The organism is Amycolatopsis echigonensis (assembly GCF_002846615.1).
GTDB classification, from domain to species: domain Bacteria; phylum Actinomycetota; class Actinomycetes; order Mycobacteriales; family Pseudonocardiaceae; genus Amycolatopsis; species Amycolatopsis echigonensis.
The window spans coordinates 3558063-3578555 of the sequence record NZ_PJMY01000003.1 but is presented as its reverse complement, the minus strand read 5'-3'; the positions used below and the strand labels follow the sequence as shown (position 1 = coordinate 3578555).

Sequence of the window (20493 nt, the reverse complement as noted above, 5' to 3'; positions counted from 1 at the left end):
CTTTTCGGCGGTAGTTCGCGCCGGGCTCACTCGAACTGGCTAATCTCTGGAACGTGTCCGAGCCACCGCAGCTGCCCGCAGTCCACGAGGCCTACCTGCCCCGCGAGCACGCGCTGCATCGCCCGCGGCACGGCAAGCGGCAGCTGACCGCACTGGTCAGCGCTCTGTTGTTCTTCGTGACGCCGACCCTGCTGTGGGTCGTCGGGGTCCGGCCGAGCGAGATCGAAAACCACAAGCTCGCCGGCTTCCCCAACCTCGGCGAGGGGTTCGGGTTTTTCACGAACCTCCCCAAATGGGCGACCGATCAGCTGTCGTTCCGGGCGGGCGCGATCAACGCGGCGAACGGGATCAGCGAGGGCGTCTTCGGCGAGGCCGCGCCGCTCGACCAGGGTTCGGCGTCGAACACCGGCCCGATCCCGGCCCCTCCGCTGCAGCAGCCGAGCGCGCCGAACGCGGGTCCGTCGCTGCCGAGCGGACCGGGGTCCAGCCAGGCCGGATACCGCAAGGTCGTCCAGGGTTCCGACGGCTGGCTGTACTACGGCTACGACTCCGAAGCGAAGTGCACGCCGACCCAGGACATCGACACCACGCTGAAGCGGGTCGACGAACTGCGCGCGGCGGTCGAGGCGTCCGGCCGGAAGTTCGTGTTCGTGGTGACGCCGGACAAGACGACGATGGTGCCGCAGTTCCTGCCCGCCAGTTACCCGGGCAAGGAATGCTCGCAGGCCGCGGCGCCGAACGACTGGTACAAGATCACCACCGAAGGCCACTCGCTCGACCTGCGCCCGCAGCTCGCCGCCGAAGCGGCCCGCGTCGGCCACCCGATCTACGCCCCCAACGACACCCACTGGCGCGACGAAGGCGGGCTCGTCCTCACCCGCACGCTCGCCGACACAATCAAGCCGGGCACGACGAACAGCTGGCTGAGCGCCCCGGACGGACAGTACGACGCGGTCGCGGACCTGCCGCTGCTGCTCGGCCAGACCGGCGTCAAGTCGAACACCCGCTACAGCCTGCGCCCGGACGGCGTCACCGACCGCGCGGGGGATTTCATCGCCAACATCGACCAGCCGGTGCACCGCTCGGCCCCGCCGATCGTCGGAACGATCGACCAGCCGACCCTTGTCTACGGCGACTCGTTCAGCCTCGCGTCCTCGCGGTATCTCGAGGCGGCGTTCACGAATCTCACGTACCTGGCGTACTCGACGGACAAGACGCCGCAGTCGCAGGCGGTGAACCAGTTCGTCAACTCGCACGTGGTGGTGTTGCAGGCGGTGGAGCGGAACGTCGCGGGCGGATTGGTGCCGTTCACGGACGAGGGGTTCATCGCGGCGGTGAAGTCGGCGCTGGCGCAGCATCCGATCCGGTAGCCGACGAGTGATTTTGGCGGTGTGCCAGGAGATCCGCCAGATGCCGGTCGCGCCACTCGCGCATGACGTCGATGACGGGCAGGCGGCTGCGGGCGGATCTGGCGAGAACCCTCCTAGACCGGATCGACGCGCAGACCACTTCTCGCCAGCAGGTGACCGTGTATCGCTAGCCGACCGGAACCGGGGCCGGTTCTTCCACTGGGCTGGTCCGCACGCCGCGCCGGCGGTCGCGGACCCACGCGATGATCCGGCACACCAGGTAGATCAAGAACGAAATCGACGTCACGAACGCGCTCACCGGCAACCCCGGAGCCAGCGACAGCACGATCCCGCCCAGCGCGGCGACCTCCGCGAACACCACCGACAACACCGTCGCGCGCAACGGGCTCGCCGTCACCCGGGCGGCAGCCGCGGCGGGGGTGACCATCAAAGCGACCACCAGCAGCGACCCGACCACCTGCACGCTCAACGCCGTCGCGACCCCGACCAGCAGCGAGAACAGCACCGTCAGCGTCTTGACCGGAACCCCGCGCGCCTCGGCCACCGCGCGGTCCACGCTGGCGAACAGCAGCGGGCGATAGATCAGCGAAAGCACTGCCAGCACGGCCGCCGCCGCGATCACGAGCGCGGTCAGGTTCGTGCTGTCCACCGTGATGATCTGGCCGGTCAGAATGCCGAATTTGTTCGCTGACCGTCCTTTGTAGAACGACAGCAGCAGCACGCCCATGCCCAGCCCGAAGGACAGGATCACGCCGATCACCGAATCGCGGTCGGCGTCGCGGATTCCCAGGATTCCCAGCAGCAGCGCGGCTGCGACGGCACCGGCCAGTGCGCCGTATTCCACTCCGACGCCCAGCAGCAGCGCGCCGGCCGCACCGGTGAAGGCCAGTTCGGACGTGCCGTGCACCGCGAAGGACATGCGGCGCATCACGATCAGCGGACCGAGCACCCCGGCCAGCAAGCCGAGCACCGCGGCCGCGATCAGCGCGATGCGAACGCTGTCCAGTTCCGAGATCAGCTCCCACGTCTTGGCGAAGTCGAAGATGCCGTCCAAGGCTCAGCCCACTGCTTCCTGCTCGTGGTGGTGCGGTTGGTCCTCGCACAACGCGCTCTGCGCCCCGGCGATGTGGATCTGCCCGCCGACGCGCAGCACCTCAATCTTCGTTCCGTACAGCTCCGACAGCGTCTCCGAGGTCATCACCTCGTCCGGCTTGCCGATCCGGAAGTGGCCGTTCACCAGGTACAGCACGCGGTCGACGAACTGCAGGACCGGGTTGATCTCGTGCGTCACGAACAGCACGGCGGTCCCGGCTTCGCGCCGGCGAGCGTCGATCAGTTCGCTCACCGCGCGCTGGTGCGCCAGGTCGAGCGACAAGAGCGGTTCGTCGCACAGCAACACCGCCGGATCGCCGACCAGCGCCTGTGCCACCCGCAGTCGTTGCTGCTCGCCGCCGGAAAGCCGACCGACCGGCTGCTTCGCGTAGCGCGTGCCGCCGACCGATTCGATCACCGACGCCACGCGGCGTTTCCGTGCGCGCATTCCGGCCAGGCCAGGACCCCAGCGGTGGCCGTCCAGTCCGAGGCCGACCAGGTCGATGCCGCGCAGCGTGAGCGAATCGTCGATCGCGCGCTGCTGCGGGATGTAGCCGACCTTGCGGTTCGCCCCGCCCGGACGGCCGCCGGCGATTTCCACCGTGCCCGCCGACAGCGACTGCATGCCCAGCAACGCCTTGAGGAAACTGCTTTTGCCGGAACCGTTCGGGCCGAGGACAGCCAGGAATTCGCCCGGTTCGACGTCAAGGTCCAAACCGGACCAGAGAGTGCGGTCGCCGAAGGCGAGTCCGGCTCCGCGCACGCGGACCGCCGGACCGGCTTCCGGAAGCTGGACGGACATCAGCTGTTCAGAGCCCCCGACAGCGAGTCCACATCCTTGGTCATCCAGTCAATGTAGCCCGTGACGTTCGCCGGGAGCGTCTCGGATACGTCGACCACCGCGACCCCGGACGCCTTCGCGTCGGCGACCGCCTGCTTGGTCAGCGGGGTGACCGTCTGCACGTTGTTGACCAGCGCCTTCACCTGCTTCTCCTTGATCAGCTTGGTGAAGTCGGAGACCGCCGCGGCGGGCACGTCGGTCTCGTTCTCGATCGCGTCGGAGAAGGCCTTCGGCGTGGCGTCGGCGATGTTCGCCGTCTTCAGCAGGTAGTGCGCGACCGGTTCGGTGACGACGACCTTCGTGCCCGGGTGCGCGGTGCCCAGCGCTGCCGCCTTCTTGATCAGGCCGTCGACCTGGCTCTTGAAGGTCTTGGCGTTGTCGTCGAAGGTCTTCTTCGACGCGGGCTGGATCTCTCCGAGCGCGGCCGCGACCTGGTCGGCGACCTTCTCGACGCCCGGCAGGTCGTACCAGACGTGCTCGTTCTCCTCGCCCGGCTTGGCGATGTCGTAGGCGACCAGCTTCTTCGCCGAAGCCGCCTCGCCGGAGAGCTTGGTGAAGAACTGGTCGTACCCGCCGCCGTTGCCGAGGGTCAGCTGGGCCTTCTTGGCGGCGAGCGCGTCGTCGGCGGTCGATTCGTACGAGTGCGGGTCGGCTGACGGATCGTGGATGATCGACGTGACCTGCACTTTGTCGCCTCCGATGGCGGATACGACGCTGCCCCAGACATCGGTGGAGGCGACGACCTTCACCTGATCGCCCGTTCCCCCTCCCGCCCCGGAACCGGTCGAGGACGACGTGCTGGAGCACGCGCCGAGCGCGAACACAGCCAAAGCCGACGCGGCGGCGAGGACGCTCGTGGTGCGGCGGGAAGTCATCGGGCTCTCCTGGGTCGAACTGCTAATGGAAACCGTTGTCAGATTCACTTTACCCCATCCGAACGGCGAACCTCACTCCACCGGGTGGCCGCACGCGCTCTTGATCACCGAACGGATCGAGACGCTCACCACAGGGGTGTCGCTTCTGGAAAACGATCTGAACCGTTACGGTTTGCGGATGGGCCGTCCTATTCGCACCCGGAGGCAGGCGACATTGGCGTCGCTCGCGGCGGAACTCGGGGTGTCCAGGACCACCGTGTCCAACGCCTACAACCGCCCGGATCAGCTCTCCCCCGAACTGCGCCGCAGGGTGCTCGAGACCGCGCGGCGGCTCGGCTACCCCGGCCCCGACCCGGTCGCGCGCTCGCTGCGCACCCGCAAGGCGGGCGCGGTCGGGCTGCTGCTGACCGAGAACCTCTCCTACGCCTTCCGCGACCCGGCCGCCGTCGGCGTGCTCGAAGGGCTCGCGCTGGCCTGCGAGGACGCGGGCGTCGGCCTGCATCTCGTGCCGGCCAGCCCCGGCCGCGAGGACCTCGCCGCGGTGCACCGCGCGGGCGTGGACGGGTTCGTCGTGTACTCCGTGCCGGACGACGACCCGCATCTCGCGGCTGTCCTGGAACGGCCCGTGCCGACGGTGATCATCGACCAGCCCCGGATCGAGGGCGTGGACCGTGTCGGCCCGGACGACGCGGCCGCTGTGACGCAGCTCGCCGACCATCTGGTGGCGCTCGGCCACCGGCAGATCGGCGTCCTCTGCATGCGGCTCGGCCGCGAGCGCAACGACGATTTCGTGACCGCCGAACGCCAGAGCGGCGCGCACTTCCACGTGCAGCGGACCCGCCTGGAAGCGCTGGCGACGGCGTTTTCCTCGGCGGGCGTCGACTGGGCGACCGTGCCGGTCGTCGAGCGCTTCGACCACACGGTGGACGACGGCGCCTCTGCCGCGCGTCAGCTGCTGGACGCGTATCCGCAGGTCACGGCCCTGGTCTGCACGTCGGACATCCTCGCGCTCGGCGCGCTGGCCGAGGCCGCGCGACGCGGGCTGCGGGTGCCGCTCGACCTCACGGTGACCGGCTTCGACGGCATCGCCGAGGCGGAGCGTTCCGGGCTCACGACGGTGCACCAGCCGGTCTTGGAGAAGGGCAAGGTGGCCGGACGGCTGCTGCTCAGCTCGGCCGAGCGCGTCGGACCGAAGGTCATCACGCTGCCGACCGAACTGCGGGTCGGCCGCACGTCGGCGCCGCCGCGGACGGTCGAGGAGCCCTGGTTCGGCGGGTGACGTCGTGCGCGGCGATCGCGGTTAGAACCGTCATCAGCACGCACGAGTCACCCCAGCCTGCACCGTGATTTCCCGCCCACCGCGTTGTGCGGGCGGCCCCGGGCCGGTTCCATTGGACGGAACCGCCCGCGACCAGCGGGGAAGCGCAGCCCGAAAGGTGTCCCATGACCTCCATCGACGTGCTGCTCAAGCGCAACCGGGAAATCGGGAACATCGTTCCCGGCGACCGGTCCTCCCCCAAGCCGTCGCTGCAGGTGTCGATCCTGACCTGCATGGACGCCCGGATCCGCGTGTTTGAGATCTTCGGCCTGCTGCAGGGCGAGGCGCACGTGCTGCGCAACGCGGGCGGTGTGGTGACCGACGACGTGATCCGCTCGCTCGCGCTCAGCCAGCGCAAGCTCGGCACCCGCGAGGTGCTGATCGTCCAGCACACCGACTGCGGCCTCTCCACGGTCACCGAGGACGAGTTCAAGGACGAGCTGGAGTCCGCCACCGGGCTGCGGCCGACCTGGGCGGTCGAGGCGTTCCGCAAGGTCGAGGACAGCGTGCGCACCTCGATGGAGCGCGCCCGGCGGAGCGACTTCCTGCTGCACACCGACAACGTGCGCGGATTCGTCTACGACGTGAAGGCCGGGAGCCTGACCGAGGTCAAGTAAGGGCAGTCGTATTCGGTCGTATTCAATGGCGGGGTGGGCCTAGACACCGATGTTCTGATCGACTGGTTCGCCGAGGTCGGCCGGGACCTGCCGTGGCGGGAGCCGGACTGCTCGGCGTGGGGTGTGCTGGTCAGCGAAATCATGCTGCAGCAGACGCCGGTCTCGCGCGTCCAGCCGATCTGGCTGGAATGGATGGCTCGCTGGCCGGTGCCCTCCGCGCTGGCCGCGGAGACCACCGGCGAGGTCGTGCGCGCGTGGGGCAAGCTCGGCTACCCGCGTCGCGCGCTTCGGCTGCACGCCGCCGCCACCGTCATCGCTCAGGAGCACGGCGACGTCGTGCCGTCCGATGTGGACACACTGCTCGCGTTGCCCGGCATCGGCGCGTACACGGCGCGCGCGGTGGCGGCGTTCGCGTACGGCAAGCGCGCGCCGGTGGTGGACACGAACGTCCGGCGGGTGGTCGCGCGTGCCGTTCATGGCGCGGGAGACGCTGGTCCGGCGTCGAATACCCGCGACATGGCGGACGTCGAAGCGCTGCTGCCCGCCGAGGACGCACCCGCGGCGAAGCTGTCCGCGGCGCTGATGGAACTGGGCGCGCTGATCTGCACCGCACGGTCGCCGAAGTGCGCGGACTGCCCGATTTACGCCGAATGCGCGTGGCAGCGCAACGGCCGTCCCGAGTACGCCGGTCCGGCCAAGCCGGTGCAGAAGTTCGCCGGGACCGACCGGCAGGTGCGCGGGCTGCTGCTGGACGTCCTGCGCGGTGCCGAGGGACCGGTCGAGAAGGCACGGCTGGATCTCGTGTGGCACGAATCCGGCCAGCGCGACCGGTGCCTGGACTCGCTGCTCGTGGACGGTCTGCTGGAGCAAACCCGCGACGGGCTGTTCGCGCTCCCCGGGGAACACTGACGCACTACGACGAAAGTCGGCAAAAAGTTGTTACCGCCGGGGTGCCGGGTTAGCTTTCCCCCGTCGCACTCGCAGGCTGAGGAGTTCCGCATGGGGGAAGCAACGCGTCGTGCTGTCTTGAAGGGCGGCCTCACCGCCACTGCCGTGGGCGCTCTGGGCTTCGCCACGGCGAGATCCGCGGCAGCCGTCACCACCCCGGTGATCCACTCGACGGCCGAGTGGAACGCCCGGCCCGCGTCCGGCGCGATCGTGGTGGAGAACCACAAGCCGACGTACATCGTGGTCCACCACACCGTCGACCCCGGCAACAACACCGACTACTCGCTGGCGCACGCGCTGCAGATCTCGCGGGACATCCAGAACTTCCACATGGACACCCGCGGCTGGATCGACACCGGCCAGCAGTTCACGAACAGCCGCGGCGGCTTCGTCACCGAGGGGCGGCACCGCAGCCTCGAAATCCTGCGCGGCGGGAAGCAGCATGTGCAGGGCGCGAACGTGGCCAACCACAACAGCGAATGTCTCGGCATCGAGAACGAGGGCCTCTACAGCACGGTCGACGTGCCGGTCGCGCTCTGGAACTCGCTCGTGCAGCTGATCGCCTACATCGCGCACCAATACGGCATCAGCCCGGAGTTCATCAAGGGTCACCGCGATTTCAACTCGACCGAGTGCTGCGGCCAGGTGCTCTACAACCGGCTCCCCGAGCTGCGCAATGCGGTCGGCCAGCAGCTCGGCGTCTCCGTCGCGCGGCTCGACGCACCGGAGTGGCCGCTACTCAAACCGGGTGACACCGGTCCGCGGGTGTTGACTGCACAACGTTTCCTGCGCGCCGCCGGGTTCGGCGTGCCCACCGACGGCGTTTTCGGCAAGGCGACCGCGGACGCCGTATCCGCGCTGGCCGCCGAGCACGGGCTTTCCCGCGACAGCTGCACCGCGGCCCGGGCCAGCGACGAATCCGCCTACCTCGGCTCGGACATCTGGCCATTGATCGTGCCGGCAGACCGCTCGACCGCCGCCTGGCGCACCGAGCTGGCCCGCTGACCGGGGACGCCTCACGCGTGCCAGCGAGGGCGGCACACGTGAGGCGTCACAGGCCGGACAGGAACGCCTCCACCGCCCCGCGATACGTCTCCGGCGCCTCGGCATGCGGCAGATGCGCCGAACCGGACACGATCAGGTGCTTCGCGCCGGGGACCCGCGCCGCGACCTCGGCTTGCTGACCCGCGGGCATCGCGGTGTGCTCGCCCTCGACCAGAAGCAGCGGACAGCTGATACCGTCCACAATGGACCAGTAGTCGCGGCGGCCCCATTCGGCGGCGATCTCGTAGAGATTCTCCAGGTCGGCGATCAGGTGATAGCCGTCTTCGCGCTCCTCGACGCATTCGGTGAAGTAGTCGCCCGCGGTGCCGAAGAACTCGCGCACGTGGGCCAGCGATTCGAACGGCACCGGCCAGCTCTCGAAGTAGCCGCGCCAGGTCTCGACGGTGCGTCCGCGCTGGTCCGGCGCGAAATCCTCGCTGACCACCGCGCGTACCAGCTCCGGATACTTCGCCGCGGTGGCCCACGCGTGCAGCCCGCCCATCGAATGGCCGATCAGCACGGACGGACCGAGGTCGGCCAGCACGTCCGCGACGTCCTCGGCGAACTGCTCGGTGGTCCACGGCCCGGTGTGCGGCGCACGGCCGTGGCCGCGGGCGTCGAGGGCGCGCACCCGGCCGTACCGCTTGAGCCACTGGGCGACCGGCCACCAGGTGCGAGCACGGCCCATCAGCCCGTGCAACAGCAGGATCGACACGCCAGGGCGTTCGTCGCCGCCGAAGTCGATCAGGCCTGGTCGCATTAGTCCTCCTGGGTTTACGCGGCTACTTCATCACAAACCTGGCCCTAGGGTGAAGGAATGCGCAGCCGCCAGATCGCCGTCCTCGCCCTCGCCGGCGTGCTTGCGCTGTCCGCGTGCAGCCCCGCCGAACCCGCTGCTCCGCCACCGCCGCCCCTGCATCCGGCACCAGGCGCGGGCAGCGCGGGCGATCCGTACTTCCCGGAGGACGGCAACGGCGGGTACGACGCCCTCGACTACCACGTCGACGTCAGCTACGACCCGCCGAGCGGCCGCCTCGACGGCGACACCACGGTCTCCGCGAAAGCCACGCAGGACCTCAGCCGGTTCGACCTCGACCTGCGCGGACTGGACGTTTCCGGAGTGGAGATCGACGGGAAACCGGCGAAGTACAGCCGGGAGAAGAACAAGCTGGTCGTGACGCCGGCCGAGCCGCTGCGGTCAGGTTCGACGTTCCGGACGCGCGTGCGCTATTCGGGTGTTCCGGCGAAAACCCCGCACGACGGCGGATCGGAAAACGGCTGGGCCCGCTCCGCGGACGGCGGCGCGTACCTGGTCGGCGAGCCGCATTCGGCGTCGTTCTGGTATCCGGTCAACGAAACCCCGCGGGACAAAGCGACCTTCACGCTGACCGCGCACGTGCCCGCGGGCTGGACGGTGCTGTCCAACGGCCGGGACCAGGGCAGCAGCGCCAAGGACGGCAAAACCACCACGACCTGGACCGACCCGAACCCGATCGCCAGCTACCTGACGACGATCGCGATCGACAAATTCACCGTGCAGCGGTCCACGCTGCCGGACGGCACGCCGATCATCTCCGGGTACGCGCCCGGCGCCGAACCCCGCGAGGCCACCGGCGACCGGCTCCCGGAGGTGATCTCGTTCCTGGAAAGCAAGTTCGGCAAATACCCGCAGAGCGCGGCCGGCGGCATCTACCTCGACGAGAACATCCACTTCTCCCTGGAAACGCAAACCCGTCCCACTTATGCCAAATGGGCGGAAATCCTGACCCTGGTGCACGAGAACGCACACCAGTGGTTCGGCGATTCGGTGTCGCTCAACTCGTGGGCGGACATCTGCCTGAACGAATGCTTCGCGTCCTACGCGCAGTGGATGTGGGGCGAACGCGAGGGCCAGAACCTGGACGACCGCTACCGCGCGGCCGTCGAAATCACCCGGGGCAGCACCGATTTCTGGGGCCAGAAGCTGGTCGACATGGGGCCGGAGCACCTGTTCGAGGGCGCGTACGACAAGGGCATCCTCGCCATGCACGCGCTGCGCCGGGAACTGGGCGAACCCGGGTTCGAGAGGGTGCTGCACGAATGGGTGGGCCAGCACCGCAACGGCAACGCGACGTGGGCGGACTTCGAGAAGCTCGTATCGAAGGTCGCCGGGCGCGATCTGAGCGGGTTCCTCAACGACTGGTTCCACGGGACGAAGCTGCCCTCGGACGCCGACCTCTACCCGGGCGGGTTGCGGCCCTGACCGGCGGGCTCGCTGGTCCGTGAGGGAAACCGCAGGTTGCGGGCCGATTCGGGGCCGAAGGCTTCGCCGTCCCCCAATGTGAGCAGGGCGGCACGAACCGCGTAACCGGGCCAGCCGTAAGTACCCTGGGGGCATGGCAGTGGTCAAGATCAACGCAATCGAAGTCCCCGAAGGCGCCGGCCCGGAGCTGGAGAAGCGCTTCGCCGCGCGGCTGCACTCCGTCGACAACCAGGAGGGGTTCCTCGGCTTCGAGCTGCTCCGCCCGGTCGCGGGCGAGAAGCGCTACTTCGTGTACACGAAGTGGGAAACCGAGGAGCACTACCAGGCTTGGGCGAAGGGCTCGGCGCGCGAGGCGCACGCGGGCGAGCGCAAGAACCCGGTGTCGACCGGCGCGAACCTGCTGGAATTCGAAGTCGTCCAGGCATCGAAGCCGGGTGAGTGACGACCTCGCCCGCGCCGCCGAGCTGATCCGCGACGCCGGCGCGCTGCTCGTGTGCGCCGGCGCCGGGATGGGCGTCGACTCCGGCCTGCCCGATTTTCGGGGCGGGGAAGGGTTCTGGCGGGCCTATCCGCCATACGCCGGGCTCGGGCTGCGGTTCGAGGAGCTGGCCGCTCCGCAGCATTTCGCGTCGGACCCGGAGCTGGCCTGGGGCTTCTACGGGCACCGGCTCGACCTGTACCGGAAAACGGTGCCGCACCGCGGATTCGGCCTGCTGCTCGAATGGGGGCTGGCGAAACCTGGTGGCGTGCGGGTCTTCACGTCCAATGTGGACGGACAGTTCCAGGCGGCGGGATTCCCGCACGTCGCCGAGGCGCACGGGTCGATCCATCATCTGCAGTGCCTGGCCGGATGTTCGCGGGAGATCTGGCCGGCCGACGACATCACGGTCGAGCTGGACGAGGCGACCATGCGCGCCCGGCCGCCGCTGCCGTCCTGTCCGCGGTGCGGCAGTCTGGCCCGGCCCAACATCCTGATGTTCGGGGATTTCGACTGGGTTCCCGACCGCAGTCAGGAACAGCTGGACGAGCTGGCCGAGTGGCGGCGCGCGCATCGCGACGCGGTGGTGGTCGAAATCGGTGCCGGACAAGCGGTTCCGACAGTGCGGCGCTATTCGGAACTCGCCAGCGCGGCGACGGGTGCGCTGATCCGGATCAATCCGCGCGAGCCGCAGATCCGGCACGGACGCGGAATATCTCTCGCCGCCGGTGCACTGGAGACGTTGGTCAAGCTCGCTTGAGCTGCAGCAAAGGGAACGGGCGGCCGTCCGAATCGGCCTCCTGTCGTCCGGCCACCTCGAACCCGTGGTGCAGATAGAAACCGACCGCTCCTGGGTTCTGCTCGTTCACGTCCAGCGGGAGTTTCGGGGAAGCGGTCCAGTGCCGCGCAGCAATGCCGACCCGCCCGCGCGAGGAAATGATGCGACGCCGCGACGGCGCTGCGCCAGACCTCCAGCAGCCGCGGGTATTCGCCTTCCCCTCAGCTTGGCCGCAAGGTCGTCACGGCAGCTGCACCTCCGCGCAAACCGCCCGGTGGTCGCTGCCGGGCACGTCGAGCACCTGATAATCCCGGGTCGCCATCCGGCGGTCCACCAGCACGTGGTCCAGCGGCACGAGCGGAACCGCCGACGTCGACCAGGTCGGGATCAGGCCGTCGCCGCGAGCCTCCGCCGCGTCGACGTAGCCGCGCGACAGCACGGTACGCAGCGCGGCGTGGTCGACGGTCGCGTTGAAATCGCCGGCCACCACGCGCAGGCCGTGTTCGCCGATCGCGCGCGACAGGTCCCGCATCTCCTGTTCCCACTGGTAATACCCGGAATCCGGCGAACGCGGATGCGCCGCCACGATCTCCAGCGTCGTCCCGCCGCCGAGATCGGCCGCCGCGCCGGGCTGTTTCTGGGCCGAATCGCCGGTGTAGTCCTCTTCGGTGAGCGGATACCGCGACACGATGCCGGAACCGTCCACCCCGGACGCCGGATGCAGGACCCGGTACGGCAGCGTCTGGAACAGCCCGGCCTTCTCCAGCCCGGACATCGCGGCCGGTGTCATCTCCAGCAGGTTCAGCACGTCGACCCGCTGCTCCCGGACCAGCCGCACGAGCGCCGCCGGATCGGCCTGGCCCAGGTAGAGGTTGGCCGCCAGCACGCGCACTGTCTTCCCGTGCGCGGCGGGCTGGTCGTCGGACGTCACCCGCGGCACGACGTACACCGCCAGCAGCGCGGACAACGCGAGCGCGATGCCGCCGATCCACCAGCGCCTCAGCACCAGCGCGAGCGCGGCGAGCAGCACGCCGTAGATGACGACGTACGGCGTCAGCGCCAGCAGCGCGGTCAAGTACCAGCCGCTGCCGTCCCAGCCGATCGTGCGCAGCACCGCCACTGTCAGCAGCGGCAGTCCGACCAGCACGAGCAGGCCCGTGACCAGCCGGGTTCGCGTCCGCGCCTCCATCACCATGATCCCGAGTATGCCGGGCGGGCGCTGACAGGTCCGTGTCAGCGCCGTGTGCGCGGCTTGCCAGCGCCTCCGTCCACAGTGTGCTGGAGCGACACAGGAGGAGGCGACATGTCGCACGCGATCCAGGCCGAGGGCCTGGTCAAGCATTTCGGGGAGACGAAGGCGCTGGACGGGGTGGACCTGGAGGTCCCGTTCGGGAAGGTGGTCGGGGTGCTCGGGCCGAACGGCGCGGGCAAGACGACCGCGGTCCGCATCCTGGCGACCCTGCTGAGACCCGACGCGGGCCGGGCCACGGTCGGGGGTTACGACGTGGTCCGCGACCCGGTCCGGGTGCGCGGCCTGATCGGGCTGACCGGGCAGTACGCGTCGGTGGACGAGGATCTGAGCGGCACCGAAAACCTGGTGCTGATCGGCAAACTGCTGAACCTGTCCCGGGCCGACGCGCGGGCCCGGGCGACCGAACTGCTGGAGCGGTTCGAGCTGACCGACGCGGCCAAGCGGCCGATCCGCACGTATTCCGGCGGCATGCGGCGTCGGCTCGACCTGGCGGCAAGCCTCGTCGGCCGTCCCGCCGTGCTGTATCTGGACGAGCCGACCACCGGACTCGACCCGCACGCGCGCAACGAGGTGTGGGCGGTCGTCCGCAGCCTCGTCGCCGACGGCGCCACGGTGCTGCTCACCACGCAGTACCTGGAGGAGGCCGACCAGCTGGCCGACCGGATCACCGTGTTCGACCACGGCCACGTGGTCGCCGACGGGCGAGCCGACGAGCTGAAGCGGCGGGTCGGCGGGCAGACGCTGCAGGTCCGGCCGACCTCGCTGAGCGACCTCGACGAGGTCGACCGCATCCTGGCCGAACTCACCGGCGTCCGCCCGGTCCGCGACAACGCGACCGGGTTGCTGACCGCTCCGGTGTCCGACCCAGTGCTGCTGTCCACGCTGGTGCGCCGCCTCGACTCGGCGGGCATCACCTCCGACGAACTGGCGCTGCGGCTGCCCAGTCTCGACGAGGTGTTCCTCGCGCTGACCGGACACACCGCTGAAGAGCCGAAGCCGGAGCGCGAACTCGAAGGGAGCCGGTCATGACCACCGCGACCGCCGTGGCCCCGCCCCGGCACATCAGTCCAGCCCAGGGCGCGAAGCACGCGTTTTCGCTTGCCTGGCGAGGAATCCTGAAGATCCGCAAGAATCCGGAACAGCTGGCCGACGTCACGCTGATGCCGATCATCTTCCTGCTGATGTTCACCTACCTGTTCGGCAACGCGCTGGGCGGTTCGATCGAGAACTACCTGCAGTCGTTCGTGCCGGGCCTGATCGTGATGAACGTCCTGCAGGCCTCGCTGACGGTCGGCACGCAGCTCAACACCGACATCACGAAGGGCGTCTTCGACCGCTTCCGCGCCATGCCGATCGCCCGCTCGGCTCCGCTGATCGGCGCGGTGCTCGCGGACCTCGTGCGGTACGTGGTGTGCCTCGCGGTGCTGCTGACCGTGGCGACCGTGATGGGCTTCCGCGTGCAGACCGGTCCCGCGGAGTTCGTACTCGCGATCCTGCTGGCGGTCGCGTTCGGCCTATGCTTCTGCTGGGGCTCGGTGTTCGTCGGGATGCTGATGAAATCCCCGGGCGCGGCACAGGGCCTGATGTTCGTCTTCATCATGCCGCTGACGTTCGGCAGCAACGTGTTCCTCCCGACCGCCACGATGCCGGGCTGGCTCAAGGCCTGGGCGGACATCAGCCCGGTGAGCCTGATGTCCGACGTGATGCGCGGCCTCCTCAACGGCGGCGCGTACGGCGGTTCCCTCCTGGGCGCACTGGCGTGGATGGCCGGCGCGGTCGTGGTGTTCTTCCCGCTCGCGACGTGGGCCTACCGCAAGCGGGTCTGAGGGCGTCCTTCACGGGGGTGTGGACGCCGTGGTGAGTGTCTGTGTCCGGGTTCCACAGCCGGGCACAGACACTCCCTTTTTTCAGTGGTTCGCCGCGAGACGGCCGGTCAGCCGTTCCCAGTTGCCAGACCCGATGGCGGCCTTCTCTTCCTCGCTGAACGGCGCCTTCTCCAGAAACGACCGCGCGACCCCGCCGCTGGTGTCCAGGCAAGGAAACCCGCCAGGCCGAGTGCCGAACGTGTACGGATAGTCGGTCGAATACAGCATCCGCTCGGTCCGACGAGCTCCGCCGCGCGTTCCAGTTCCTCGGCGGCGGCTTCGGGCGAGGACGTCGTTGGCGTCGCGCAGCCGTCGCGTGACCGGGTGGTCGTCGGGGTAGACGTGCGGCTGGACCCCCGCCTTCGCCCACGCGTCGCGCAGGACAGGCAGGACCATCATCGATAACGGCCTACTCGTGCGAGCGTTCCGCGCGCACCGCCTCGATCGCCTCCGCCCGGTCCAGCCGCGAGGTTTCGGCTACGAGCGCCTCGTACCGTTCCGCGCCCAGCTCCCGGGTCAGGTCGGCGATCAGCTCCCGCACCTCCGGGCTCCCCAGGTCGAACCGTCCGCGCACCACCGCGCTCAGCGCGAGCATCCGCGCGGAGTCCTCGAGCCGCCCCTGCCGGTACCGGATCCGCGCCAGCAGCTCGACCATGCCGGCCAGGTCCGGCATGTCGAAGCGCCCGGCCGCCTGGTCGATCACCGCGAACACCGGCGATTCCGCTTCCTCTGGACGTCCTTCGGCGAGCAGCAACCCGGCTTCGATCGCGCCGATCCATTCCTCTCCGAAGCCCTCCGGCGTCGACCATTCCGACCGCGCCGCTTTCAGTTGCCGGAAAACCTCGCGCGCCTGCGCGACGTTGTTCTCGCGGATCAACAACTCTGCGCGGCCGAGCAACACGATCAGCCGCAATCCGCTGTTGCCGCCGGAAGACGCGTAGCGTTCCGCGGCCTCCATGTCCCGCCACGCGCCCTCTTGATCGCCGGCGCGCGAACGTTCCACCGCAAGCCGCCACCACTGCTGCACGATGTCGTCTTTGGACCGCAGCTCCATCGCCAGCCGCAGGCCCTCGGTGTACCCGGCGATCGCCGCCTCGTGATCCCCGGCCTGCGATTGCGCCGCGGCCCGGAAACCGTGCGTCATGCCGAGACCCCACCGGTCACCGACCTCGGCGAAGCCCTGGTGGGCGAGCTCCCGCGCCCGCTCCGCGCCTTCGAGGTCGCCCATGTCGCCGAGGACGAAACTCTCCGCCCAGTGTCCGGCTGCGCGACCCCAGACGTCATCCCGTTCGATGGCCCGGCGGATCTCGCGCTTCGCCAGGTCCCGTTCGCCGTGGAGGTAAGCCACGATCGGCAGCCCCAGCCAGAGCCACGGACTCCGTTCCGCCGCACCGGTCCGCAGGCATTCTTCGATCAGTTCGCGGACGTCGGCCTTCTCCTGCGGCACCGGCATGACCTGGACCAGCACCTGAATCAACCGCAACCCCGCCGCCAGGTCCGGCGGCAGCTTGGGGCCAAGTTCGAGCACCTCGTCCACGAACACCGCGGCCCGCTCGTTCTGGCCGGCGATGTTCAGGTACCAGAACATCCCGTACAGCAGCCGGGCCGCCAATTCCGCGGAGCCCGACTCGATCGCCGCCCTCAGCGCGGAGGTGAAGTTGTCGCTGTCATGCTCGTACACGTCGATCGCCTGGAGCTGATCCCGCCCGCGCACCAACGGTTCGTTGCGGTGCGCCAGTTCCGCGTAGTAGGCGACCATCGCGGCCCGCATCCGCTCCCGCTCGCCGGATTCAGCGAGCCGCTCGGTCGCGTAGGCGCGCAACGTTTCCAGCAGGCGATACCGCGAGCCCACCACGTCCACAATGGACTTCTCGACCAGCGAACCGAGCACGTACACGATGTCTTCCGCGGGAAGTTCGTCGTCCGCGCAGACGTTTTCCACCGCTTCCTCGGAAAAGCTCGCCGCGAACACCGCGAGCCTGCGCGCGAGCCGGACCTCCGCGTCGTTCAGCAGGTCCCAGCTCCACTCGACCACCGCGCGCAACGTGCGCTGACGCGGCAACGCCGTCCGGCTGCCGGAGGTGAGCAACCGGAACCGGTCGTCGAGGCGCTCGGCGATCTGTCCGGCCGTCATCGACCGCAGCCGTGCGGCGGCCAGTTCGAGCGCGAGCGGCATTCCGTCGAGCCGGCGGCAGATCTGCCGCACCGCGTCCACTGTGGACTCATCAAGCCGGAAACCCGGCCGTACCGCCATCGCGCGGTCGAGGAACAGCCGGACCGAATCGAGCGTGCCGACGTCATCGGGCGGCGCGGCCTCGTCCGGCACCGGCAGCGGGCCGAGCGGGCACAGCGTTTCCCCGGTGATCGCCAACGGCTCGCGGCTCGTGGCGAGCACCCGCAACGACGGGAGCCGGCGCAGCAAATCCTCCGCCAGCTCCGCGGCGGCGTCCACGACGTGTTCGCAATTGTCCAGCACCAGCAACGCTTCCGCGCCGCCGAGCGTCTCCACCGCGTGTTCGAACGGATCGACCTGCCGGCGCCGCGCCTCGGTCTCCGTCGCCCGGAGATCGCGCACCTCCAACGCGTTGAGCAACGCGGACAACACGTCTTCGGCATCGCGCACGCCAGCCAGCGGCACGAACCACACCAGGCCGCGCGAATGCGCCGGATGCCGCGACGCCGCTTCCGTCGCGAGCCGGGTCTTGCCCGCGCCGCCCGGTCCGACGAGCGTGACCAGCCGGGCTCCTTCGAGGAGTTCGGCCAGCAGTTTCAGCTCGTCGGTACGGCCGATGAAGCTGGTCAGCCGCTGCGGCAACCGATCGACCGCAGCGGCGACCGGCGTGTACTCGCCGCGCAGCGCACGCAGATGCACTTCCTGCAGCTCCGCCGACGGGTCGACGCCCAGCTCTTCGGCCAGCGTGGTGCGGATCGCGGAGTACGCGGCGAGTGCGTCCGCCTGGCGTCCGGCAGCGGAAAGCGCACGGATTCGCAAGCCAGCCAACCGTTCCCGCAGCGGATGCGCCTGCGCGGCCGCGGTGAGTTCCGCGAGCACATCGGTGTGCCGTCCCAGCCTCAGCTCGGCTTCGAACCAGGCCTCGGTGGTCTCCGTGCGCCGCTCCTCCAGCAGCGTCGCGGGCGCGGCGGCGAACGGCGCGTCCAGCACATCCGCGAGCGCCGGTCCGCGCCACAACGCGAGCGCGGAAGCGAGCGCTTCGGCGGCAGTACTGTCCCGCCCAGCGGCAAGCTCCCGGCGGCCCTGCGCGGACAGCTGCTCGAACCGGTGGAGATCCACCGCCTCCGGAGGCACCGCGAGCCGGTAACCGCCGCTGGAGGACTCCAGCTCGGCCCCCGCGGGCCGCAGCGCGCGACGCAGCCGCGAGACGAGCGACTGGAGCGCATTGGCCGCGTCGGCCGGAGGTTCCGCGCCCCACAAGCCGTCGATCAGCGCTTCGGCGGGAACCGCGCGACCGGCGTCGAGGGCAAGCCGCGAAAGGAGCATGCGAAGGCGGGCTCCGCCGATGTCGATCGGCGTGCCGTCCTCCCCCTCCGCTCGCAGCGGGCCCAGCAGCGCGACGCGCATGGCGTCCAGCTTTCCAGACGAACGCCCGGCCGCGCCGGAGACCGACGTAAGTGTGGACTTTCGGGACAATTTGCCGTCAAGCGGTTACTGCCCGCCTTCCCGGCGCTACGTTGCGGAGGATTCACCCGCAGACACAGGAGCGCCCATGAGAGCACTGCACCGCTGGCGTCGTCCGGCAGTGACCGTCGCAGCCACCCTCACCGCATTGACGCTCGGCACGGGGATCGCGTCGGCCGGACCGGGCGGCTGGGATCGGCCGACGCCCGGTTCCGACGGCGCCGGGGACAGCTACTACCCCCAAGACGGCAACGGCGGGTACGAGGTCTCCGACTACGACCTCAAGGTCAACTACGCTCCGGACACCCACCAGCTCGCCGGTCTCCAGACGGTCCACGCGAAGGCGACCCAGTCGCTCAGCTCGTTCGACCTCGACCTCCGGGGCCTCACCGTCGACGCGGTCCGGGTCAACGGCGCGCCCGCGAAGTTCACCCGCACCGGCGACCACGAACTCGTGATCACGCCGAAGTCGCCGCTGTGGAAGGGTCTGCCGTTCACCACCGAGGTCGCCTACCACGGCGTTCCGGCGGCGATCGACGACCCGAACCTCGGCAAGAACGGCTGGCAGTTCACCAAGTCCGGCGGCGCGTTCGCGGCCGGCGAGCCGAAGTCCGCCACCACCTGGTATCCGGTCAACGACACCCCGCGCAACAAGGCGAAGTTCCGGCTGTCGATCACCGTGCCGGATGAGTGGGGCGTGATCGCCAACGGCCGCGAGGTCGGCAAGTACCGGACGCGGGCGGGCACCACGCACGTCTGGGCGGAGGACACCCCGACCGCGTCGTACATGACGACGGTCGCGATCGACAAGTGGACCTTCAACAAGCGCCAGCGCGCGGACGGCACCCCGATCGTCAGCGCGTACGCACCGGGCACCACCGACGCCACCAAGCAGGCCGACGCGCAACTGCCGGAGGTCCTCGACTTCCTCGAATCGAAGTTCGGCAAGTACCCGGTGGACGCCGCGGGCGGCATCTACCTGACCGAGCCGATCGGATTCTCGCTGGAGACGATGAGCAGGCCGATCTACTCGGGCCGCGCGGGCAACATCAGCACGATCGTGCACGAGAACGCGCACCAGTGGTGGGGCGACACGGTTGCCGTCGACCACTGGAAGGACGTGTGCCTCAACGAATGCTTCGCGTCCTACGCGACCTGGCTCTGGGCGCAGAAGAACGGCGAGGATCTCGACGCCACCTACCGCACCAAGGTCGCGTCGGCGAGCGACCAGTTCTGGGCGGGCAAGCTGTACGACATGGGTCCCGGACACGAGTTCACCTACGTGTATTCCAAGGGCCCGGTCATGCTGCACGCCCTCAGCAAGTACCTGGGACAGGAAGCGTTCGACCAGGTGCTCAAGACCTGGAACTCCGTGCACCACAACGGGAACGCGAGCATGCAGGAGTTCCAGAAGTACTGTGAGAAGGTGTCCGGCATGGACCTGCAGGGCTTCTTCGACGCGTGGATCTACGGCAACGGCAAGCCGTCTGACGAATACCTTTACCCGGGCGACCTGAAGCCGGCCGCCGGATGACGATTCTGCTGACGGGGTTCGCGCCCTTCGACGGAGCGGCGACGAACCCTTCTTGGCAGGCAGCCTCGCTGGCAGCGGCGCGGCGGACGGACACGGTGGCGGTCGAGCTGCCGTGCGAGTTCGACGCGTCGCTGCCCGCGCTGCGGGCCGCGATCCTGGCGCACCGGCCGGAACTGGTCGTGTGCGCCGGGTTGGCGGGCGGGCGCGAGCACGTGACGCCGGAACGGGTGGCGATCAACCTGATCGACGCGCGGATCCCGGACAACGCGGGCGCGCAGCCGGTCGATCAGCCGGTGGTTCCAGGCGGGCCGTCCGCGTACTTCACCACGCTGCCGGTGAAAGCGGCGGTCGCGGCGATGCAGTCGGCGGGCCTGCCCGCAGCCGTGTCGTACACCGCCGGGACGTACGTGTGCAATCAGGTCTTCTACGGCCTGATGCACCTGATCGCGACGGAGTTTCCCGGACTGCGCGGCGGTTTCGTGCACGTGCCGGAGGAAGCCCGGATGCCGCTGGACTCGACCGCGCGAGCGCTCGAGATCGTGGTGGACACCGCGCTGACCGTGCACGAGGACGTCACGACCTCGGCAGGCACGCTGCACTGA

19 protein-coding genes are annotated in these 20493 nt (G+C 69.4%); 12 read left to right on the top strand and 7 right to left on the bottom strand.

Annotation, left to right across the window (positions count from 1 at the left end):
* Positions 1–53 precede the first annotated feature (53 nt).
* The gene (locus ATK30_RS21865) at positions 54–1370 is read left to right on the top strand and encodes an alginate O-acetyltransferase AlgX-related protein (RefSeq protein ID WP_101437188.1); all 1317 of its coding nucleotides are present in this window, start codon (positions 54–56) and stop codon (positions 1368–1370) included.
* Positions 1371–1536: 166 nt separating this feature from the next.
* Here ATK30_RS21865 and ATK30_RS21860 read toward each other — a convergent pair whose 3' ends face one another.
* From ATK30_RS21860 to ATK30_RS21850, 3 genes are read right to left on the bottom strand one after another with little or no spacing between them, the layout of a single operon-like run.
* Positions 1537–2424 (bottom strand): metal ABC transporter permease, encoded by an 888-nt coding sequence (locus tag ATK30_RS21860; protein ID WP_101437187.1) that lies wholly within the window; start codon positions 2422–2424, stop codon positions 1537–1539.
* Between the two features lie 3 nt (positions 2425–2427).
* Positions 2428–3264, bottom strand: a complete 837-nt coding sequence (locus ATK30_RS21855; RefSeq protein WP_101437186.1) for a metal ABC transporter ATP-binding protein — start codon at positions 3262–3264, stop codon at positions 2428–2430.
* On the bottom strand, positions 3264–4178 hold the full coding sequence (locus ATK30_RS21850; RefSeq protein ID WP_101437185.1) for a metal ABC transporter solute-binding protein, Zn/Mn family: 915 nt from the start codon (positions 4176–4178) through the stop codon (positions 3264–3266). The genes ATK30_RS21855 and ATK30_RS21850 overlap by 1 nt, the downstream gene beginning before the upstream one ends.
* A 178-nt stretch (positions 4179–4356) precedes the next feature.
* On the opposite strand from ATK30_RS21850, the gene ATK30_RS21845 reads away from it, so the two are divergent.
* The 4 genes from ATK30_RS21845 to ATK30_RS21830 all read left to right on the top strand — a co-directional run bounded on the left by ATK30_RS21845 (position 4357) and on the right by ATK30_RS21830 (position 8066).
* Positions 4357–5457 (top strand): LacI family DNA-binding transcriptional regulator, encoded by a 1101-nt coding sequence (locus ATK30_RS21845; RefSeq protein ID WP_009084232.1) that lies wholly within the window; start codon positions 4357–4359, stop codon positions 5455–5457.
* Positions 5458–5621: 164 nt separating this feature from the next.
* Complete coding sequence (locus ATK30_RS21840; RefSeq protein ID WP_101437184.1) at positions 5622–6113, top strand: beta-class carbonic anhydrase; 492 nt, start codon at positions 5622–5624, stop codon at positions 6111–6113.
* A 33-nt stretch (positions 6114–6146) separates the two neighbouring features.
* Positions 6147–7022: an HhH-GPD family protein gene (locus tag ATK30_RS21835; protein ID WP_101437183.1), complete on the top strand. Its 876-nt coding sequence runs from the start codon at positions 6147–6149 to the stop codon at positions 7020–7022.
* 90 nt (positions 7023–7112) lie between these two features.
* Positions 7113–8066: a peptidoglycan recognition protein family protein gene (locus ATK30_RS21830; RefSeq protein WP_101437182.1), complete on the top strand. Its 954-nt coding sequence runs from the start codon at positions 7113–7115 to the stop codon at positions 8064–8066.
* Between the two features lie 46 nt (positions 8067–8112).
* Here ATK30_RS21830 and ATK30_RS21825 read toward each other — a convergent pair whose 3' ends face one another.
* Positions 8113–8865 (bottom strand): alpha/beta fold hydrolase, encoded by a 753-nt coding sequence (locus tag ATK30_RS21825; protein WP_208637390.1) that lies wholly within the window; start codon positions 8863–8865, stop codon positions 8113–8115.
* 57 nt (positions 8866–8922) lie between these two features.
* Between ATK30_RS21825 and ATK30_RS21820 the strand changes: the two genes are divergently transcribed.
* The 3 genes from ATK30_RS21820 (at position 8923) to ATK30_RS21810 (ending at position 11585) form a co-directional block, all read left to right on the top strand.
* Positions 8923–10347, top strand: coding sequence for a M1 family metallopeptidase (locus tag ATK30_RS21820; RefSeq protein ID WP_101437181.1), 1425 nt, complete (start codon positions 8923–8925; stop codon positions 10345–10347).
* Positions 10348–10480: 133 nt separating this feature from the next.
* On the top strand, positions 10481–10789 hold the full coding sequence (locus ATK30_RS21815) for an antibiotic biosynthesis monooxygenase family protein (RefSeq protein WP_101437180.1): 309 nt from the start codon (positions 10481–10483) through the stop codon (positions 10787–10789).
* The gene (locus ATK30_RS21810) at positions 10782–11585 is read left to right on the top strand and encodes an SIR2 family NAD-dependent protein deacylase (RefSeq protein WP_101437179.1); all 804 of its coding nucleotides are present in this window, start codon (positions 10782–10784) and stop codon (positions 11583–11585) included. The genes ATK30_RS21815 and ATK30_RS21810 overlap by 8 nt, the downstream gene beginning before the upstream one ends.
* A 259-nt stretch (positions 11586–11844) precedes the next feature.
* Here ATK30_RS21810 and ATK30_RS21800 read toward each other — a convergent pair whose 3' ends face one another.
* On the bottom strand, positions 11845–12798 hold the full coding sequence (locus ATK30_RS21800; protein ID WP_101437178.1) for an endonuclease/exonuclease/phosphatase family protein: 954 nt from the start codon (positions 12796–12798) through the stop codon (positions 11845–11847).
* Positions 12799–12906: 108 nt separating this feature from the next.
* On the opposite strand from ATK30_RS21800, the gene ATK30_RS21795 reads away from it, so the two are divergent.
* Both ATK30_RS21795 and ATK30_RS21790 read left to right on the top strand, forming a co-directional pair.
* The gene (locus tag ATK30_RS21795) at positions 12907–13884 is read left to right on the top strand and encodes an ATP-binding cassette domain-containing protein (RefSeq protein WP_101437177.1); all 978 of its coding nucleotides are present in this window, start codon (positions 12907–12909) and stop codon (positions 13882–13884) included.
* Positions 13881–14681, top strand: coding sequence for an ABC transporter permease (locus ATK30_RS21790; RefSeq protein ID WP_101437176.1), 801 nt, complete (start codon positions 13881–13883; stop codon positions 14679–14681). The genes ATK30_RS21795 and ATK30_RS21790 overlap by 4 nt, the downstream gene beginning before the upstream one ends.
* Positions 14682–14762: 81 nt before the next feature.
* On the opposite strand, the gene ATK30_RS46290 is transcribed toward ATK30_RS21790, so the two are convergent.
* Together ATK30_RS46290 and ATK30_RS21780 are read right to left on the bottom strand one after the other, a co-directional pair.
* Positions 14763–15119, bottom strand: coding sequence for a hypothetical protein (locus tag ATK30_RS46290; RefSeq protein ID WP_244194689.1), 357 nt, complete (start codon positions 15117–15119; stop codon positions 14763–14765).
* 10 nt (positions 15120–15129) lie between these two features.
* A complete protein-coding gene (locus ATK30_RS21780) occupies positions 15130–18300 on the bottom strand; it encodes an AfsR/SARP family transcriptional regulator (protein WP_101437175.1) in 3171 nt (1056 codons plus the stop codon).
* Positions 18301–18445: 145 nt separating this feature from the next.
* Between ATK30_RS21780 and ATK30_RS21775 the strand changes: the two genes are divergently transcribed.
* Positions 18446–19891, top strand: a complete 1446-nt coding sequence (locus ATK30_RS21775) for a M1 family metallopeptidase (protein WP_101437174.1) — start codon at positions 18446–18448, stop codon at positions 19889–19891.
* Positions 19888–20493 (top strand): pyroglutamyl-peptidase I, encoded by a 606-nt coding sequence (gene pcp / locus ATK30_RS21770; RefSeq protein WP_101437173.1) that lies wholly within the window; start codon positions 19888–19890, stop codon positions 20491–20493. Before ATK30_RS21775 ends, pcp begins: the two co-directional genes overlap by 4 nt.

Excerpts from the sequence above, each read along its gene's own strand:
- ATK30_RS21855 (WP_101437186.1), bottom strand. The coding sequence starts at position 3,264 with ATGTCCGTCCAGCTTCCGGAAGCCGGTCCGGCGGTCCGCGTGCGCGGA.
- ATK30_RS21850 (WP_101437185.1), bottom strand. The coding sequence starts at position 4,178 with ATGACTTCCCGCCGCACCACGAGCGTCCTCGCCGCCGCGTCGGCTTTG.
- ATK30_RS21845 (WP_009084232.1), top strand. The coding sequence starts at position 4,357 with ATGGGCCGTCCTATTCGCACCCGGAGGCAGGCGACATTGGCGTCGCTC.
- ATK30_RS21840 (WP_101437184.1), top strand. The coding sequence starts at position 5,622 with ATGACCTCCATCGACGTGCTGCTCAAGCGCAACCGGGAAATCGGGAAC.
- ATK30_RS21830 (WP_101437182.1), top strand. The coding sequence starts at position 7,113 with ATGGGGGAAGCAACGCGTCGTGCTGTCTTGAAGGGCGGCCTCACCGCC.
- ATK30_RS21825 (WP_208637390.1), bottom strand. The coding sequence starts at position 8,865 with ATGCGACCAGGCCTGATCGACTTCGGCGGCGACGAACGCCCTGGCGTG.
- ATK30_RS21820 (WP_101437181.1), top strand. The coding sequence starts at position 8,923 with ATGCGCAGCCGCCAGATCGCCGTCCTCGCCCTCGCCGGCGTGCTTGCG.
- ATK30_RS21815 (WP_101437180.1), top strand. The coding sequence starts at position 10,481 with ATGGCAGTGGTCAAGATCAACGCAATCGAAGTCCCCGAAGGCGCCGGC.
- ATK30_RS21800 (WP_101437178.1), bottom strand. The coding sequence starts at position 12,798 with ATGGTGATGGAGGCGCGGACGCGAACCCGGCTGGTCACGGGCCTGCTC.
- ATK30_RS21795 (WP_101437177.1), top strand. The coding sequence starts at position 12,907 with ATGTCGCACGCGATCCAGGCCGAGGGCCTGGTCAAGCATTTCGGGGAG.
- ATK30_RS21790 (WP_101437176.1), top strand. The coding sequence starts at position 13,881 with ATGACCACCGCGACCGCCGTGGCCCCGCCCCGGCACATCAGTCCAGCC.
- ATK30_RS46290 (WP_244194689.1), bottom strand. The coding sequence starts at position 15,119 with ATGATGGTCCTGCCTGTCCTGCGCGACGCGTGGGCGAAGGCGGGGGTC.
- ATK30_RS21780 (WP_101437175.1), bottom strand. The coding sequence starts at position 18,300 with ATGCGCGTCGCGCTGCTGGGCCCGCTGCGAGCGGAGGGGGAGGACGGC.
- ATK30_RS21775 (WP_101437174.1), top strand. The coding sequence starts at position 18,446 with ATGAGAGCACTGCACCGCTGGCGTCGTCCGGCAGTGACCGTCGCAGCC.
- pcp (WP_101437173.1), top strand. The coding sequence starts at position 19,888 with ATGACGATTCTGCTGACGGGGTTCGCGCCCTTCGACGGAGCGGCGACG.